Genomic DNA, 14893 nt, shown 5'->3' with positions numbered 1-14893 from the left:
GATCCGTCGCTTCTGCGCGCACGCGTTCATCAGGTGCCCAACCGGGCGCGGCGCTCATCGGAGAGGTCAGCGATCCACTGCGGTTGCAACATGTGCCAGTCGGCCGGGTGCGCGGCGATGTTCTTGGCGAACTGATCGGCCAGCGCCTGCGTGATGATCCCGACGTCACCCGAGGACGTGTCGAGCGGATCGAAGATCTCGACGACGCAGTCGTCCCCGTCGTAGTGGACGTGCGTCGGGTACAGCGGCGCACCCGTCTCGATGGCGAGCTTGGCCGATCCGGCAGGCATCCGCGTGGGTTCGCCGAAGAAGTCGACCTCGACGCCGCTGCGCGTGAGGTCCCGCTCGGCCATCAGGCATACGAACCTGTTGTCGCGCAGGCGCTCGGAGAGCAATTCGAACGGTGGCCGTTCTCCTCCGGACAGCGGGAACACCTCGAAGCCGAGGCTCTCGCGGTACTCGATGAAGCGCCGGTAGAGCGACTCGGGCTTGAGCCGCTCGGCCACGGTGGCGAAGGTGCCGTACTTGCTCACCAGCCACACCCCGGCCATGTCCCAGTTGCCGCTGTGCGGCAGCGCGAGAATGCCGCCGCGGCCGGCGTCGTGCCCGGCCTTGAGCTTGTCCGCGCCGACCACCACCTCGTCGAGGCGCCGGGCGACGGCAGGCAGGTTCATCGACGGCAGCCGAAACGCCTCGCGCCAGTACCGCGCATAGGACGCCAGCGATGCCCGCATGAGTTCGTCGGGCACCTCGGCCGGCGTCACCCCGATGACGCGCGCCAGGTTCTTGCGCAGTTGCTCGGGTCCGCCACCGAGCGACGCGTACCACGCGCCGGCTTCGAACATGTTGCGGGCCACCAACTCCGGCATGGTGCGCACCAATTGCCAGCCCGCCGCGTAACCCATGTCGGTCATCTGTCCGCGCAGCGGGATCCGGCTGATGATCGTCACAGTTCGCTCTGCTCGTTCGACTCGGTGGGTTGGGACGGGTTGAGCGGCTCCATGGCACCGGGCGAGGTGCGCACCGCGTGCAGGCGCTGCGCGACGGTGACGATGCTGGCCACGGCGAGCAGCCACATCGCGACGTCGACGAGCCAGGGCATGTGGAGGAACGGCACCCCGGACAGCCCGGCACCCACCAGGACGATCACCAGCCGTTCGGGGCGCTCGATGATGCCGCCGTCGCCGCGCAGGCCGCTGGCCTCGGCACGGGCCTTGATGTAGGAGATCACCTGGGAGGTCACCAGGCAGATCAGTGTGGCGACAACCAAAGCCGGGCTGCCCAGCCCGAAGGCGGCCCACCATGCCAGGCCGGCGAACACCGCCCCGTCGGCGATCCGGTCACAGGTGGCGTCGAGCACGGCTCCGAACCGGGTGCCGCCGCCACGCTCACGAGCCATCGCGCCGTCGAGCATGTCGGCGAGCACAAACACGAACACCGCGAAGGCGCCCCACCACAGCTGGCCGATCGGGAAGAGCGTCAGGGCGGCCGTGACCGAGCCCGCGGTGCCCACGATCGTGACGATGTCGGGGGTAAGGCCTGCGCGCAGCGCCGCCCTGGCCACCGGACGGGACAGCTTGACGTAGGCGGCCCGGCTCATCAGGAACAGGTTGCTCACCGTTCCACTCCCGCCGGACCCGGCTGCTTGGCCCATTCCGTGGCCAGCAGCACCCGCGTCTCCCGCAGCAACTGCGGAATGACCTTGGCGCCACCGATGATCGTGATGAAGTTCGCGTCACCACCCCAGCGCGGCACCACGTGCATGTGCAGATGCTCGGCCAGGGAACCGCCCGCCGATGTGCCCAGGTTCAGCCCGACGTTGAAGCCGTGCGGCCGGGACACCGCTTTGATCACCCGAATCGCCTTCTGCGTGAACGCCATCAGCTCGGCGCTCTCCTCGGCGGTGAGGTCCTCCAACTCCGACACCCGCCGGTAGGGCACCACCATCAGGTGTCCGGGGTTGTACGGGTACAGGTTGAGCACCGCGTACACCTGCTGCCCGCGAGCCACCATCAGTCCGTCCTCGTCGGATAGCTCCGGGATGTCGGTGAACGGTTCAGACGACCCGGCCGACCCGACCTTGTTGTCGCCCTTGACCGCATCGGCGATGTAGCTCATCCGGTGCGGGGTCCACAGTCGCTGCAGATGGTCGGGATCGCCGACACCGTGGTCGACGATCGTGCGCTCGTCCGGATCCGTCACGTCGGGGCTACCTGGCTCTTCGCGCAAGCGCTCATCGCGGTAACCGCGTTGACCAATTCGGCTGTGGGAACCGCGTTCTCACGCCGCTCGATCCATTCGGCGATGGCGTCGAATGCCTGCTCGCGCGGCACACCGTTGATCTGGGTACGGTCCCCGAACCGGAACGAGACGGCGCCTGCCTCTACATCCTTGTCCCCCGCCAACAGCATGAACGGCACCTTCTGGTTGGTGTGGTTGACGATCTTCTTGGCCATCCGGTCGTCGCTGGCATCCACCTCGACGCGGATCCCGCGCGACTTGAGCTGGGCGGCAACGTCATACAGGTAGTCCAGGTGCGCGTCGGCCACCGGGATGGCGACCACCTGCACCGGCGCGAGCCAGGCCGGGAACGCACCGGCGTAGTGCTCGGTGAGCACCCCGAAGAACCGCTCGATGGATCCGAACAGCGCCCGGTGGATCAGCACGGGCCGCTGCCGGCTGCCGTCGGCGGCGGTGTATTCCAGCTCGAACCGGTCGGGCATGTTGAAGTCCAACTGGATCGTCGACATCTGCCAGTTGCGTCCCAGCGCGTCCTTGACCTGCACCGAGATCTTCGGGCCGTAGAACGCCGCGCCGCCCGGGTCGGGCACCAGGTCCAGCCCGGAGGCCTCGGCCACCTCACGCAGGGTGTTGGTGGCCTCCTCCCAGATCTCGTCGGAGCCGACGTACTTCTCCGGGTCCTTGGTGGACAGTTCCAGATAGAAGTCGTCGAGGCCGTAGTCGCGCAGCAGGTCCAGCACGAACTGCAGCAGCCGGGTGAGCTCGTCGCGCATCTGGTCGCGCGTGGTGTAGATGTGCGCGTCGTCCTGGGTCATGCCGCGCACCCGGGTCAGGCCGTGGATGACGCCGGACTTCTCGTAGCGGTAGACGCTGCCGAACTCGAAGAGCCGCAAGGGCAGTTCCCGGTAGGAGCGGCCCCGCGACCGGAAGATCAGGTGGTGCATGGGGCAGTTCATCGGCTTGAGGTAGTAGTCCTGCCCCGGCTTGCGGACCGAACCGTCCTCGTTGAACTCCGCGTCGATGTGCATCGGCGGGAACATGCCGTCGGCGTACCACTCCAGGTGCCCCGAGGTGATGTAGAGGTTCTCCTTGGTGATGTGCGGGGTGTTGACGAACTCATACCCCGCCTCCAGGTGCTTGCGGCGCGAGTAGTCCTCGAGCTCGCGTCGCACGACGCCGCCCTTCGGATGGAAAACCGGTAGGCCCGAACCCAACTCGTCGGGGAAGCTGAACAAGTCGAGTTCCACGCCGAGCTTGCGGTGATCGCGGCGCTGCGCCTCCTCGATGAGCTCCAGGTGCTTGTCGAGGGCTTCCTGGGATTCCCACGCGGTGCCGTAGATGCGCTGCAGGCTCGCGTTGTTCTGGTTGCCCCGCCAGTAGGCCGCGGAGCTGCGGGTCAGCTTGAACGCCGGGATGTGCTTGGTGGTCGGGATGTGCGGGCCGCGGCACAGGTCTCCCCAGACCCGTTCCTTGGTGCGGGGGTTGAGGTTGTCGTATGCGGTGAGCTCGTCGCCGCCGACTTCCATGACCTCCGGATCGTCGGCCCCGGATTTGTCGTCGACCAGTTCCAGCTTGTAGGGCTCGCCCGCGAGTTCCCGACGGGCTTCGTCCTTGGACGCGTAGACCCGCCGGTCGAACAGCTGACCGTCCTTGACGATCTTCTGCATCCGCTTCTCGAGCTTCTCCAGATCCTCGGGCGTGAACGGCTGCGGGACGTCGAAGTCGTAGTAGAAGCCGTCGACGATGGGCGGCCCGATGCCGAGCTTCGCCTCCGGGAAGAGATCCTGCACGGCCTGCGCCAGCACATGGGCGCACGAGTGCCGGATGACGCTGCGGCCGTCCTCGGTGTCGGCGGCCACCGGGGTCACCTCGACGTCGGTGTCGGGTACCCAGGACAGGTCACGCAGGCGGCCGTCGGCGTCGCGCACCACCACGACGGCGTCGACGGCACCGCGCTGCGGCAGTCCCGCCTCGCGGACCGCCGCCCCGGCGGTGGTCCCGGCAGCGACCCGGATCGGGGCTGCGGGGGCGGAGCTGGCGGCGGCGCTCATCGGGGACTCTCCTATGGTTGCGGGGCGCAATACGATCGCGACCATGCTATCGGTGGGGCCACCCGCGCCCCGAGCCCGATGGGGTCAAGGCTGCCCAGGTTTGAGCCGCACAAACAGCGCCTCGGCCTCGGTGAGCACGTCCTCGCCGTCGCGGAGCCGTCCGACGACGAAGATCTTGCGACCCTCGATACGGTCAACACCCGCCTCGACCTGCAGTTCTTTCTCGATCGGCACGATCTTGCGATAGTCGACGTGCAGGTAGGCCGTGCGCTGGTATGGGTTGCGGGTCAATTTCGCCGCCGTGAATCCGAGCAGCGAATCGAACAGTAGCGCCAACTGGCCGCCGTGCACCGCGCCGTTGCGGCCGAGGTGGAACCGCCGGAAGTACGCCGTGCCCGCGATCTGCCCCTCGGCGGTGACGTGCAGTTGCGTCGGCACCGTCGAGACGCTGCCCCGGTTAGGCAGGTCCATCCGCCTGCCCGACGGCGAGTTCCATTCGTCGGCGTCGTACGGCGCCAGCAGGGCCGACACCTTCTCGATCAGGTCGGCGGCCTCGGAGATCACCGCGTCGGGCGCGTCGGCGGCCTTGGCGTGGTCCTGCAGCGTGCGCACCGCCTCGACAAAGCGGCCGTAGTCGGGTCCGCCGCGGGTCGTGGGGTCCGGCGGGTTGAACCCTCCGCCGGGGTGCGCGCTGTCGGTGGACACCCCGCCACCGTATTGCGTGCGGTCCCCCGACCCGGAGGTGACATGGTGGTTCGCGTGAAACTGAGCGACCCTCCAGCCGCCCCGCGCACGGTGCACCTGCGCGTCGTCACCGTCTCGGTGCTGGCCGCGGGCCTGCTGAGCGGCTGCACCGACGTGGTGTCCGGCGCCGCCAATCGCGCGCAGTCCCATCCCGTGGTGCCGGCCCGGACCCTGCTGCTGGCCGAGGGCACCCGGACACCGGCCGGGCCCGCATCGCAGATACCGCTGGGGACGAGCTACTTCACCGCCGCGCAGCCCCAGGAGTGCACGGCGGCAACCCTGTTCCTGGGTTCGCCTCTGGTCCCGCCCGGCGCGGCCGATCACGCCGAGACCGGGTACCGCACCTCGGGCGGGGTGATGATGGCCGAGACGGTGAGCACCTACGAAGAGGATCTCGACATTCCCACGGTGGTGCGCGACGGGTCGAGCGCGGTGTCAGGGTGCACGACCAACGCCGTGGGCATCTCGCCGACCGGGCCGTCGCGGGCCATGCGGCTCGACGCGGTGACCACGCCCGCCGACGGCGTGCTGACGTGGGCGATGACGCGGCCGGGGTGGAACTGTGACTACGGCTTGGCGGTGACTTCGCGTGCGGCACTGGTGCTTTCGGTGTGCGATTACCAGCCGGGGTTTCAGATGGGCGACTGGGCCAAGCAGCGCCGCGACCAATTGCTGAAGCAGAACGTCTGATCCCGGCTGCACGGCAGTTCACTTGCCCGATGCCCATTACAGGGTTGCCGTGCACGTGAACCTGTCAGACTGCCCGCCATGACCGACGTCGTTTCGAACGTGCCCGCACAAGAACGTAGCCGCACCGGCCTGTCTGCCGACGCCTTGCGTCGCGGGATCGTCGACCACCTGCGGTACTCGATCGGCCGTCCGGCTGCGGCGTTGCGCCCGGCGCACTACTACCGGGCGCTGGCGCTGGCGGTGCGGGACCGCATGCAGGACAACCGGGTCGCGTCGACCCAGACGTCGCTCGATCTGGGCCGCAAGGTCACGTGCTATCTGTCGGCCGAGTTCCTGATGGGTCCGCAGCTGGGTGCCAATCTGCTGAACCTGCAGATCGAATCCGCAGCCCGCGCCGCGCTGGCCGAGCTCGGTCAGGATCTCGACGAGGTGCTGGCCTGCGAGGAGGAGCCGGGCCTGGGCAACGGTGGCCTCGGCCGGCTCGCCGCGTGCTATCTCGATTCGCTTGCGACGCTGGAGCGTCCGGCGATCGGGTACGGCATCCGCTACGAGTTCGGCATCTTCGACCAGGAGATCCACGACGGCTGGCAGGTCGAGAAGACCGACAACTGGCTCGACAACGGAAACCCTTGGGAGATCGCCAAACCCGACGTGAGCTACGAGGTGAACTGGGGCGGTTTCGCCGAGCACTACACCAACGAGGCCGGCCACGACCGCGCGCGGTGGGTGCCGGGGCGGGTGATCAAGGGCGTCGCCTACGACACCCCCATCCAGGGCTACGGCGTGAAGACATGCAACGTGCTGACGCTGTGGAGCGCCCGGGCCGTCAAGTCGTTCGCCCTCGAGGCCTTCAACACCGGCGACTACTACAAGGCCGTCGAGGACGAGGTCACCTCCGAGACCGTGACCAAAGTGCTCTACCCCAACGACGAGCCCGAGGTCGGCAAGCGGCTCCGTCTGCTGCAGCAGTACTTCTTCGTATCCTGCTCGCTGCAGCACGTGCTGCACATCCTCGACGACCTTGCCGACGTCTCGGTGCACGAACTCCCCGAGCGGTTCGCGTTGCAGCTCAACGACACTCACCCGTCAATCGGGGTGGCCGAGCTGATGCGGCTGCTGGTCGACGAGCGGCAGCTGAGCTGGGACGAGGCGTGGGACATCACCGTCGCCTCATTCGGCTACACCAACCACACCCTGCTGCCCGAGGCCCTGGAGACCTGGCCGCTGGCCATGTTCGGCGAATCGCTGCCGCGGCACCTGGAGATCATCTACGAGATCAACCGCCGCTTCCTCGACGAGGTTGCCGCCAAGTTCCCTGGTGACACCGACCGGCTCCGCCGGATGTCGCTGATCGGTGAGGACAACGGCAAGAGCGTACGGATGGCGCATCTGGCCACCGTCGGCAGCCACGCCGTCAACGGCGTCGCGGCGCTGCACTCGGAACTGCTGAAATCCAGTGTTCTCAAAGACTTCTACGAGCTGTGGCCCGAGCGGTTCTCGAACAAGACCAACGGCGTCACCCCGCGCCGCTTCCTGGCCCTGTCCAACCCGGGGCTGCGCAGCCTGCTCGACGACACCATCGGCGACGGCTGGCTGACCGACCTGACCAAGCTGCGCGGACTGGAGGCCTATGCCGACGATCCTGCCTTCCGGGCCCAGTGGCGAGCAGTCAAGCGGGACAACAAGGCTCGGCTGGCCGCGTACGTCGCATCGACGGCGGGCGTCGAGCTGAACCCTGACTGGCTGTTCGACATCCAGGTCAAGCGGATCCACGAGTACAAGCGCCAGCACCTCAACGTGTTGAACATCGTCACGCAGTACCACCGGCTCAAGCAGAACCCCGGGCTGGACGTCGTGCCCCGCGCCTTCGTGTTCGGCGGTAAGGCCGCACCCGGCTATTTCCTGGCCAAGCGGATCATCAAGCTCATCAATGCCGTGGGCGAGACGGTGAACAACGATCCGGATGTCAACCGGTTCCTCAAGGTCGCCTTCGTACCGAACTTCAACGTGCAGAACGCGGAGTTCATCTACCCGGCTGCCGATGTCTCCGAACAGATCTCGACCGCAGGCAAAGAAGCCTCGGGCACCGGCAACATGAAGTTCATGATCAACGGTGCGCTGACCGTCGGTACCCTCGACGGAGCCAACGTCGAGATGCGCGACGAGGTCGGTGCCGAGAACTTCTTCCTGTTCGGCCTGACCGTCGACGAGGTCGAGCAGATCAAGCGTGACGGCTACCGGCCGTCGGACTACGTGGCAGGCAATCCCGAACTCGCGGCGGTCCTCGACCTGATCGCTGACGGCACCTTCTCCCACGGCGACACCGAGGTGTTCCGGCCCTTGGTCGATAACCTGCGCCACGACGACCCGTTCCTGGTGCTGGCCGACTACGCCTCCTATGTCGAATGCCAGCAGCGCGTCAGCACCGCGTGGCGCGACACCGAGGCGTGGACCCGCATGTCGATCATGAACACCGCACGCAGCGGCAAGTTCTCGTCGGACCGGGCGATCACCGAATACTGCGACGACATCTGGGGCGTCATCCCGGTCACCGTCACGGATTAGGCGCCGCGGTTTGGCACCCCGCCGACCGGGGTAGCCCGGGGATTGGCCGCTGGCCGGTTGCCGAAGGACCGGCGAGCCTTTCGATGGGAGGCGCGATATGACCGCACTGCCTCCGGACCCCGATCCGGACCGGACCCCGGGCCTGGAGCCCGGCGGAGGTGTATCTCCGGGCTCGACTCCCCCTGATGCTGCCCAGACGTCGGGGCTGTCGGAGCCACAACCCAGCGCGCGCCACCGGTTCTCACCGAGTGCGACCGCCGGGCTCATCGCGATCGGTGCTTTCGTGTTGGTGTTCGTGGTGGCTGGCGTGTTGATCGTGGCGATCGTCTGGTAGCTCTCACCGCCTGCGCAGGATGCCCGACGTGCAATTGCCCGCACGGCTCCAGCACCACCAACTCCACATCCCAGCCGCGCCCGCCGGTAGCCCCAAGCTCTCGCCTGCTGACTGCAGCCGGAACGCTCACATACCTCGACCGGGCAGCCGCCGACCCGAAATCTGGTGCAACGCCGCATCGCCGAATGAAACACTGCTCGGGTGCGGTTCATGTGTCATTGTAGGGAACTCGTTTCGACCAACGCGACCCCCGCTCCCGAAACGTTCTCCGTAATCGGTACGGCGGACGAGGAGGAGTCTCTGGAGTCCTGGGCCCACGCTGCCGCCGAATACGTCACGGCGGTGCGCAACGGGCACCGTGATTCGTGGATGGCCCAGCACTTCTCGCACCTGCCCGACGCGTCGGACAGCGAGGTGCTCTCCGACCTGTTGACCAAGTACCTTCTCCCGCATCAGCGGCTCGACATCATCTGCCCCGCTTGCGGACGTCTGTGGCGGCAAGATGCTCCCGGCGGTTCTGCACACAGGTCCTTTCTTCCCGAAGGCTGAACCCCGTTCGTCCTCACCGAATCAATTCGCTTGCGCGACACTGCGTACTCCAAGCATGAGAACCCGGCGCAAGTAGACACTTCCTGAAACCGCATGCCGGGCAACGCCACCCAAAGGGACTTCCCCGAGCGACACTCGATCACGTACCGCCCCGACGCGCCCACCTGCGACCAATCAATCTGCGTGGTTGCCGCACGATGCCCGTTGGACGTGAAGCAAGGTTTCGTCGAAGTACTCCAGATTTCTCCAGTAGTTCAGCTCGAACCCAGCGGGGTACGGAGGTTCACGTCGCAGCCGAATGCACTCTCCGCCCGACGGGTGTTCGCCGGCCGCCGCCACCACGATGTCGTGGCGCTCGACGACGGGACTGTCTTTTCCGTATAGCTGCTTGCCCACGATCATGTCACCGGGCCGCACGTCGTACGGCCCACAAATCTCTATGTCTGTCATGGTTGCTCACGATCGCACCCGAAGTGGACACGGGCAAGGGATTAGGTGTGACTGGCCCTTGATAGGCGCGCAGCGTTCTGCCGAGATTCGTCAGTCGCGGCGACGTCCACGTGCCGTGGTTGCCCGGCTACACGGCTAACCCAAGATTTGGCGCGTCAGCTACGGGGACCGCTGGTCCCCACGTCGGGATCGTCGTCGGCAGGCGGCTCGGGATCCCGCCACTCCTCGGCCCGACTGGACCGGTTGCCCTGCAACGTGCCGCGCAGTTCCTGCTTGAGCTGCTCGTCTTCGCGGGGACCGTGCTTGTCACTTCCGCGTTCCATCATCGGACTCCTCTCAGTGCGCAAGCTCCGCCGTCCGACTACCCGTGATGCGGGATGCTCAATCACGCATGCGTCGCCCGCACTCGGCGGCACGCCGACGGCTACGCGGTGCCGAACGCGAAAACCGTTGTCGAATCGTAGGTTTGCCCCGGATTGAGGACTGTCGACGGGAATCCCGGCTGGTTGGGCGAATCCGGGAAGTGCTGGGTCTCCATCGTGAAGCCCGCGCCTTGCCGGTAGATGTGGCCGCTGGTTCCGGTGAACGCGCCGACCAGGAAGTTCGAGGTGTAAAACTGCACACCTGGTTCGGTCGTGGACACCGTCAAGGTGCGGCCGGTCTGGGGATCCTCGGCCTTGGCAGCCTGCACCAGGCCGGTGTCGTTGCCGCGGTTGATCACCCAGTTGTGGTCATAGCCGTGCGCCAGCAACAACTGAGGGTCGTTGGCGGTGATATGCGCACCGATCGCCGTCGGTGATGTGAAATCGAACGGCGTGCCTTTCACCGGGGCGATCTGGCCGGTCGGGATCTGCGTGGCGTCGGTCGGGGTGTAGTTGTCGGCGTTGATGGTGAGCTTGTGGTCGTAGATGTTGAGCGCGTCCTCCCCCGCCAGGTTGAAGTAGCTGTGATTGGTCAGGTTGACCACCGTGGGAGCGTCGGTGGTCGCGTGATAGTCGATGCGCAGCTGGTTGTTCTGATCCACCGTGTAGGTGACTGTGGTGGTCAGCGCTCCCGGATAGCCCATTTCATTTGCCGGACTGAGGTACTGGAGTTTGAGGCCGACACTGCCGTTGGCGTTCTGCGGCGTGGCCTGCCACACCTTCGAGTCGAATCCGACGGTGCCCCCGTGCAGGCTGTTGCCGTTGTTGTTGATCGGAACCTGATGCTGCGCGCCGTTGAGCGAGAACGTTCCCTTGGCGATCCGGTTACCGTAGCGGCCGATGATGGCACCGAAGTAGGTCTTGGCGTCACCGGTGTTGTTGAGATACCCCTCCAGATTCGGGAAACCGAGCACCACGTTGTTGGCGTGCCCGTTGCGGTCGGGTACCTCGATCGACTGAATGATGCCGCCGTAGTTGAGGATTCGCACCTGCATGCCGCGCCCGCTGTTGAGCGTGTAACGGGTCACGGGTGTGCCGCCCACTTGACCGAACGACTCGTCGGTGATCGACGGCGCCTGGGCCGGCGCAGGCCCTGTGCTGCTCTGCCCATCGCTGTTGGTCGTCGTGCTGCACGCCGTCAGGCCCGCTACCCCGGCGATCGCCATCAGTCGAAGTAAACCTCGTCCACGCATGATCCTCCCTGATCTCAGCGAATTCACCTGTGTACAAGCATTGTCCGCGCACCACGCGACCACGACACGACTTTTGGGCGGATCGCCGGTGGCCGCCGGACCCGTCGTCGCGGCTACCCCGCAGGTCACCCACGGTTTCGCGGCAGTGACAAAAGGCAGAATTCGTACGGGCGATTCGGCCGTGTTCGCAGCCGACAGCGCCGCTCAGCGCACCTCGACCGCGCTGGGCTCGCGCGGCGCACCCAGCATGTCGCGGTGCGACGGCGGGACGCGGCCACCCTCGTCGGTGATGCCGTAACGGTGGGCGAGTTCGGCACCGATCACGGTATGGCCGGACAATGCGGCCAACTCGGGATCGTGATAGAGCGCGTTGATCAAATATCCTGTGAATTCCGGGGTTTCGGCGTGCTCGGCGGTCTTGGCGAGAGCTTCAGGGTGCCCGGCGAACGCGGCACGCAGCTTCTCGGTGAGCAGGATGCCCATCCAGATCGACACCGTGGCCACGCCCGTGCCGCGGAAGTCGACGGCCATGTCGGCGGCGAGCTTGTCCACCCCGGCCTTTTGCGCGCCATAGGCCGGACCGTGCATGTAGCACACCGAACCCGGCGACGAGGTGAAGGCAATGAGTCCCTTGTCCGCGGCGAGCAGTAGCGGCGCGGCGTACCAGGAGGCGATGTAGGCCGAGCGCAGCCCCACATCGAGCACGTCGGCCAGCTCAATCGGCTTCTCCCAGAACGGCTTCGGGTCGGTCAGCTGATCGTGGATGGCGGCGGCGTTGTTGACGAGGAGGTCCAGCCGGCCGCGCTCGGCGGCGATCCGCTCGAACAGCGCGCCAACGGCCGCGTCGTCGGAATGGTCGAGTGGCACCGCGATGGTGCCGTCGGCATCCGTCACGGTCCGTCCCGTGGCGTATACCTGCCAGCCTGAGGCAACCAGCGCCGCCGCAATACCTCGGCCCGCGCCGCGGCTCGCTCCGGTGACAACGGCAACGGGATTGTCCATGGCACCGAAACTACCTGGTGGGTTTCGCGCGCTTCCGCGAGCGTGCATCCTCTGCGAGGATTTCGCGAATTTCGCGCAGTAGCTTCACATTCGCGGAGCGCGGCCGGGCAGGCCTGGCTACTTGCCGAAGCCCGCCTTGCGCAACGCATCAGCCATCGAGCCCGACGGCGGGTTCGACTCCCGGCGCCGCGAGTCGTTGCCTCGGCCGCGCGCCTGATTGCCGCGAGCCTGGTTGCCGCCGTCGCGACGACCGCGGTTCTGGTTGCCGCCCTGGTTCCCACCGCGGTTGTCCCCGCCCCGCTCGGGCCGCTTGCCCTGGTCGCGCTCGGGGGTGTCGTTCAGGCGCAGCGTCAAGCTGATCCGCTGCCGGTCGACGTCGACATCGAGCACCTTGACCCGCACCACCTGGCCGGACTTCACGACCTCGTGCGGATCGGAGATGAAGCGGTCAGCCATGGCAGAAACGTGGACCAAGCCGTCCTGGTGCACACCCACATCGACAAAGGCGCCGAACGCAGCCACATTCGTCACCACGCCTTCGAGCACCATGCCCGGCTTGAGGTCGCCGACCTTCTCCACACCGGCGGCGAAGGTGGCCGTCGAGAACGCGGGTCGCGGGTCGCGCCCGGGCTTCTCCAGCTCCCCCAGGATGTCGGTGACGGTGGGTATGCCGAACCGCTCGTCGGCGAAGTCGGCGGGTTTGAGCGATCGCAGCGTCCGCTCGTTGCCGATCAGCTCGGCCAGCGTCACCCCGGAGCGGTCCAGGATCTTGCGGACCACCGGGTAGGACTCGGGGTGCACACCGGAGGCGTCCAACGGGTCTTCCCCGTCGCGGATCCGCAAGAAGCCGGCGCACTGTTCAAAAGCCTTGGGGCCCAGCCGGGGAACGTCGAGCAGCGCCTTGCGGCTACGGAACGCCCCGGCGCTCTCACGGTGCGCCACGATCGCGGCGGCGAGCGATTCGGTGACCCCGGACACCCGCGCCAGCAACGGCACCGAGGCGGTGTTGAGGTCCACGCCCACCGCGTTCACGGCGTCCTCGACGACCGCGTCGAGGCTGCGAGCCAGCGAGCCAGGTGTGACATCGTGCTGATATTGCCCGACGCCGATGGACTTGGGGTCGATCTTCACCAGCTCGGCCAGTGGGTCCTGCAACCGCCGCGCGATGGAGACCGCACCGCGCAGCGTCACGTCGAGCTCGGGCAGTTCCTGTGCGGCATAGGCCGACGCCGAGTACACCGACGCCCCGGCCTCACTCACCATCGCCTTGGTGGGCGCCGGTGCGCCTGCCGCTCGGATGTCCGCGATGAGTTCGGCTGCCAGCGCATCGGTTTCGCGTGACGCGGTGCCGTTGCCGACAGCGATCAGCTCGACGCCGTGCCGCGCGACCAGGGCAGCCAGCGTGGCCTTGGCCTGATCCCACTGCTTCTGCGGCTGGTGCGGGTAGATCGCGCAGGTGTCGACCACCTTGCCGGTGCCGTCCACCACCGCCACCTTGACGCCGGTGCGGAAGCCCGGATCGAGGCCGAGTGTGGTGCGGGTGCCCGCCGGGGCCGCCAGCAGCAGGTCCTTGAGGTTGCGGGCAAACACCGCCACAGCCTCGTCCTCGGCCCGCTGCCGTAGCCGCATCCGGGCGTCGACAGCGGCCGAGATCATCAGCTTGGCCCGCCAGGCCAGCCTGACGGTGGTCGCGAGCCACGGTGTGGCAGGGGCGTTCGCCGCCAGGTCGATGCCGAGTGACTTGGCGATCATGGCTTGGTAGATCTCGTCGTCACCGCCGTCGAAGGTCAGCGCGAGCGCTTCCTCCTTCTCGCCGCGCAGCACGGCCAGCACGCGGTGCGACGGCATGTTCTCCAACGGCTCCGAGAATTCGAAGTAGTCACGGAACTTTTGGGCCGCAGGGCTTTTGGCGGCCTCTTCGGACCACGGAGCGGTGCGCAGCGATCCGTCGGCCCAGAATTTCTCGCGGCTGGCGCCGACCAGCTCGGCATCCTCGGAGGCCCGCTCGATGAGGATGTGGCGTGCGCCCTCGAGTGCGGCGGCAGCGTCGGAGACGTTCTCGTTGACGAACTCCGCGGCCAGCTCGTCGGGCACCAGCGTCGGATCGGCCAGAAGCCGGTCGGCCAGCGGCTCCAGGCCCGCTTCCTTGGCGATCTGGGCCTTGGTGCGCCGCTTGGGCTTGTAGGGCAGGTAGATGTCCTCCACCCGCGCCTTGGTGTCGGCCGCCAGCAGCGCGGCCCGCAGCTCGTCGGTCAGCTTGCCCTGTTCCTCGATGGACGCCAGCACCGCCTCGCGACGCTGATCGAGCTCCCGCAGGTAGCCCAGGCGTTCCTCCAGCGTGCGCAGTTGGCCATCGTCGAGACTGCCCGTGACCTCCTTGCGGTACCGGGCGATGAACGGAACCGTCGCGCCCTCATCGAGCAGTGCGACGGCAGCTGCCACCTGGCGCTCCCCGACGGCGAGTTCTTCGGCGATGCGTGCGGTTACCGACTTGACGGCGCTCTCAGTCACGTCGGAGGACCCTACCGAATCGAGCCGACAACCCCCGGCGAGGCGGGTGGGTGTTTCCGGTCGGGTAAAAGCACTCGCAACTCTTGACGTGAGCCACGCCACAGCGTAAACATTCACTATTAAACCTTTAGAAGTAAATCA

The 14893-nt window shown here is 67.0% G+C and carries 14 protein-coding genes; 4 read left to right on the top strand and 10 right to left on the bottom strand.

Going from position 1 to position 14893, the window contains the following annotated elements:
- Positions 1 to 29: 29 nt before the first annotated feature.
- The 5 genes from RMCB_RS30455 to RMCB_RS30435 all read right to left on the bottom strand — a co-directional run bounded on the left by RMCB_RS30455 (position 30) and on the right by RMCB_RS30435 (position 4997).
- A complete protein-coding gene (locus RMCB_RS30455) occupies positions 30 to 950 on the bottom strand; it encodes a phosphatidylinositol mannoside acyltransferase (protein WP_029373217.1) in 921 nt (306 codons plus the stop codon).
- Positions 947 to 1618: a phosphatidylinositol phosphate synthase gene (pgsA, locus tag RMCB_RS30450; RefSeq protein WP_029373216.1), complete on the bottom strand. Its 672-nt coding sequence runs from the start codon at positions 1616 to 1618 to the stop codon at positions 947 to 949. Before pgsA ends, RMCB_RS30455 begins: the two co-directional genes overlap by 4 nt.
- A complete protein-coding gene (locus RMCB_RS30445; RefSeq protein WP_029373215.1) occupies positions 1615 to 2202 on the bottom strand; it encodes an ATP adenylyltransferase in 588 nt (195 codons plus the stop codon). The genes pgsA and RMCB_RS30445 overlap by 4 nt, the downstream gene beginning before the upstream one ends.
- Positions 2199 to 4292 (bottom strand): threonine--tRNA ligase, encoded by a 2094-nt coding sequence (thrS, locus tag RMCB_RS30440; protein WP_062831729.1) that lies wholly within the window; start codon positions 4290 to 4292, stop codon positions 2199 to 2201. The genes RMCB_RS30445 and thrS overlap by 4 nt, the downstream gene beginning before the upstream one ends.
- A gap of 84 nt (positions 4293 to 4376) precedes the next feature.
- Positions 4377 to 4997 carry a PaaI family thioesterase gene (locus RMCB_RS30435; protein WP_062831728.1) on the bottom strand — a complete coding sequence of 207 codons (621 nt, stop codon included), beginning with the start codon at positions 4995 to 4997 and terminating at the stop codon, positions 4377 to 4379.
- A gap of 54 nt (positions 4998 to 5051) precedes the next feature.
- Here RMCB_RS30435 and RMCB_RS30430 point away from each other — a divergent pair, with 54 nt between their 5' ends.
- The 4 genes from RMCB_RS30430 to RMCB_RS30415 all read left to right on the top strand — a co-directional run bounded on the left by RMCB_RS30430 (position 5052) and on the right by RMCB_RS30415 (position 9174).
- Positions 5052 to 5726, top strand: coding sequence for a hypothetical protein (locus RMCB_RS30430; protein WP_407662157.1), 675 nt, complete (start codon positions 5052 to 5054; stop codon positions 5724 to 5726).
- A 78-nt stretch (positions 5727 to 5804) separates the two neighbouring features.
- Positions 5805 to 8291, top strand: a complete 2487-nt coding sequence (locus RMCB_RS30425) for a glycogen/starch/alpha-glucan phosphorylase (protein WP_062831727.1) — start codon at positions 5805 to 5807, stop codon at positions 8289 to 8291.
- A gap of 97 nt (positions 8292 to 8388) precedes the next feature.
- Complete coding sequence (locus RMCB_RS30420; protein WP_062831726.1) at positions 8389 to 8625, top strand: DUF6480 family protein; 237 nt, start codon at positions 8389 to 8391, stop codon at positions 8623 to 8625.
- 210 nt (positions 8626 to 8835) lie between these two features.
- Positions 8836 to 9174 (top strand): hypothetical protein, encoded by a 339-nt coding sequence (locus RMCB_RS30415; RefSeq protein WP_131805594.1) that lies wholly within the window; start codon positions 8836 to 8838, stop codon positions 9172 to 9174.
- A 174-nt stretch (positions 9175 to 9348) separates the two neighbouring features.
- Here the strand turns inward: RMCB_RS30415 and RMCB_RS30410 are convergent, their stop codons facing one another.
- The 5 genes from RMCB_RS30410 to RMCB_RS30395 form a co-directional block, all read right to left on the bottom strand.
- Complete coding sequence (locus RMCB_RS30410) at positions 9349 to 9624, bottom strand: hypothetical protein (RefSeq protein ID WP_131805593.1); 276 nt, start codon at positions 9622 to 9624, stop codon at positions 9349 to 9351.
- 155 nt (positions 9625 to 9779) lie between these two features.
- The gene (locus RMCB_RS36155) at positions 9780 to 9947 is read right to left on the bottom strand and encodes a hypothetical protein (RefSeq protein ID WP_165606349.1); all 168 of its coding nucleotides are present in this window, start codon (positions 9945 to 9947) and stop codon (positions 9780 to 9782) included.
- A gap of 101 nt (positions 9948 to 10048) precedes the next feature.
- Entirely contained in the window at positions 10049 to 11239 is a 1191-nt protein-coding gene (locus RMCB_RS30405) for an aldose epimerase family protein (protein WP_062831723.1), read from the bottom strand.
- A 204-nt stretch (positions 11240 to 11443) separates the two neighbouring features.
- Positions 11444 to 12241 carry an SDR family NAD(P)-dependent oxidoreductase gene (locus RMCB_RS30400; protein WP_062831722.1) on the bottom strand — a complete coding sequence of 266 codons (798 nt, stop codon included), beginning with the start codon at positions 12239 to 12241 and terminating at the stop codon, positions 11444 to 11446.
- 117 nt (positions 12242 to 12358) lie between these two features.
- Positions 12359 to 14752: a Tex family protein gene (locus RMCB_RS30395; RefSeq protein ID WP_062831721.1), complete on the bottom strand. Its 2394-nt coding sequence runs from the start codon at positions 14750 to 14752 to the stop codon at positions 12359 to 12361.
- Positions 14753 to 14893: the final 141 nt, after the last annotated feature.

Source organism: Mycolicibacterium brisbanense (assembly GCF_001570425.1).
GTDB lineage: Bacteria > Actinomycetota > Actinomycetes > Mycobacteriales > Mycobacteriaceae > Mycobacterium > Mycobacterium brisbanense.
The sequence above is the reverse complement of the archived record's forward strand: the minus strand, read 5'-3'. Positions and strand labels throughout refer to the sequence as shown.

What these genes read in the sequence shown, in the direction of transcription:
- thrS (WP_062831729.1), bottom strand. Translation starts at nt 4,292, where the DNA reads ATGAGCGCCGCCGCCAGCTCCGCCCCCGCAGCCCCGATCCGGGTCGCT.
- RMCB_RS30425 (WP_062831727.1), top strand. Translation starts at nt 5,805, where the DNA reads ATGACCGACGTCGTTTCGAACGTGCCCGCACAAGAACGTAGCCGCACC.
- RMCB_RS30420 (WP_062831726.1), top strand. Translation starts at nt 8,389, where the DNA reads ATGACCGCACTGCCTCCGGACCCCGATCCGGACCGGACCCCGGGCCTG.
- RMCB_RS30415 (WP_131805594.1), top strand. Translation starts at nt 8,836, where the DNA reads ATGTGTCATTGTAGGGAACTCGTTTCGACCAACGCGACCCCCGCTCCC.
- RMCB_RS30410 (WP_131805593.1), bottom strand. Translation starts at nt 9,624, where the DNA reads ATGACAGACATAGAGATTTGTGGGCCGTACGACGTGCGGCCCGGTGAC.
- RMCB_RS36155 (WP_165606349.1), bottom strand. Translation starts at nt 9,947, where the DNA reads ATGGAACGCGGAAGTGACAAGCACGGTCCCCGCGAAGACGAGCAGCTC.
- RMCB_RS30405 (WP_062831723.1), bottom strand. Translation starts at nt 11,239, where the DNA reads ATGCGTGGACGAGGTTTACTTCGACTGATGGCGATCGCCGGGGTAGCG.
- RMCB_RS30400 (WP_062831722.1), bottom strand. Translation starts at nt 12,241, where the DNA reads ATGGACAATCCCGTTGCCGTTGTCACCGGAGCGAGCCGCGGCGCGGGC.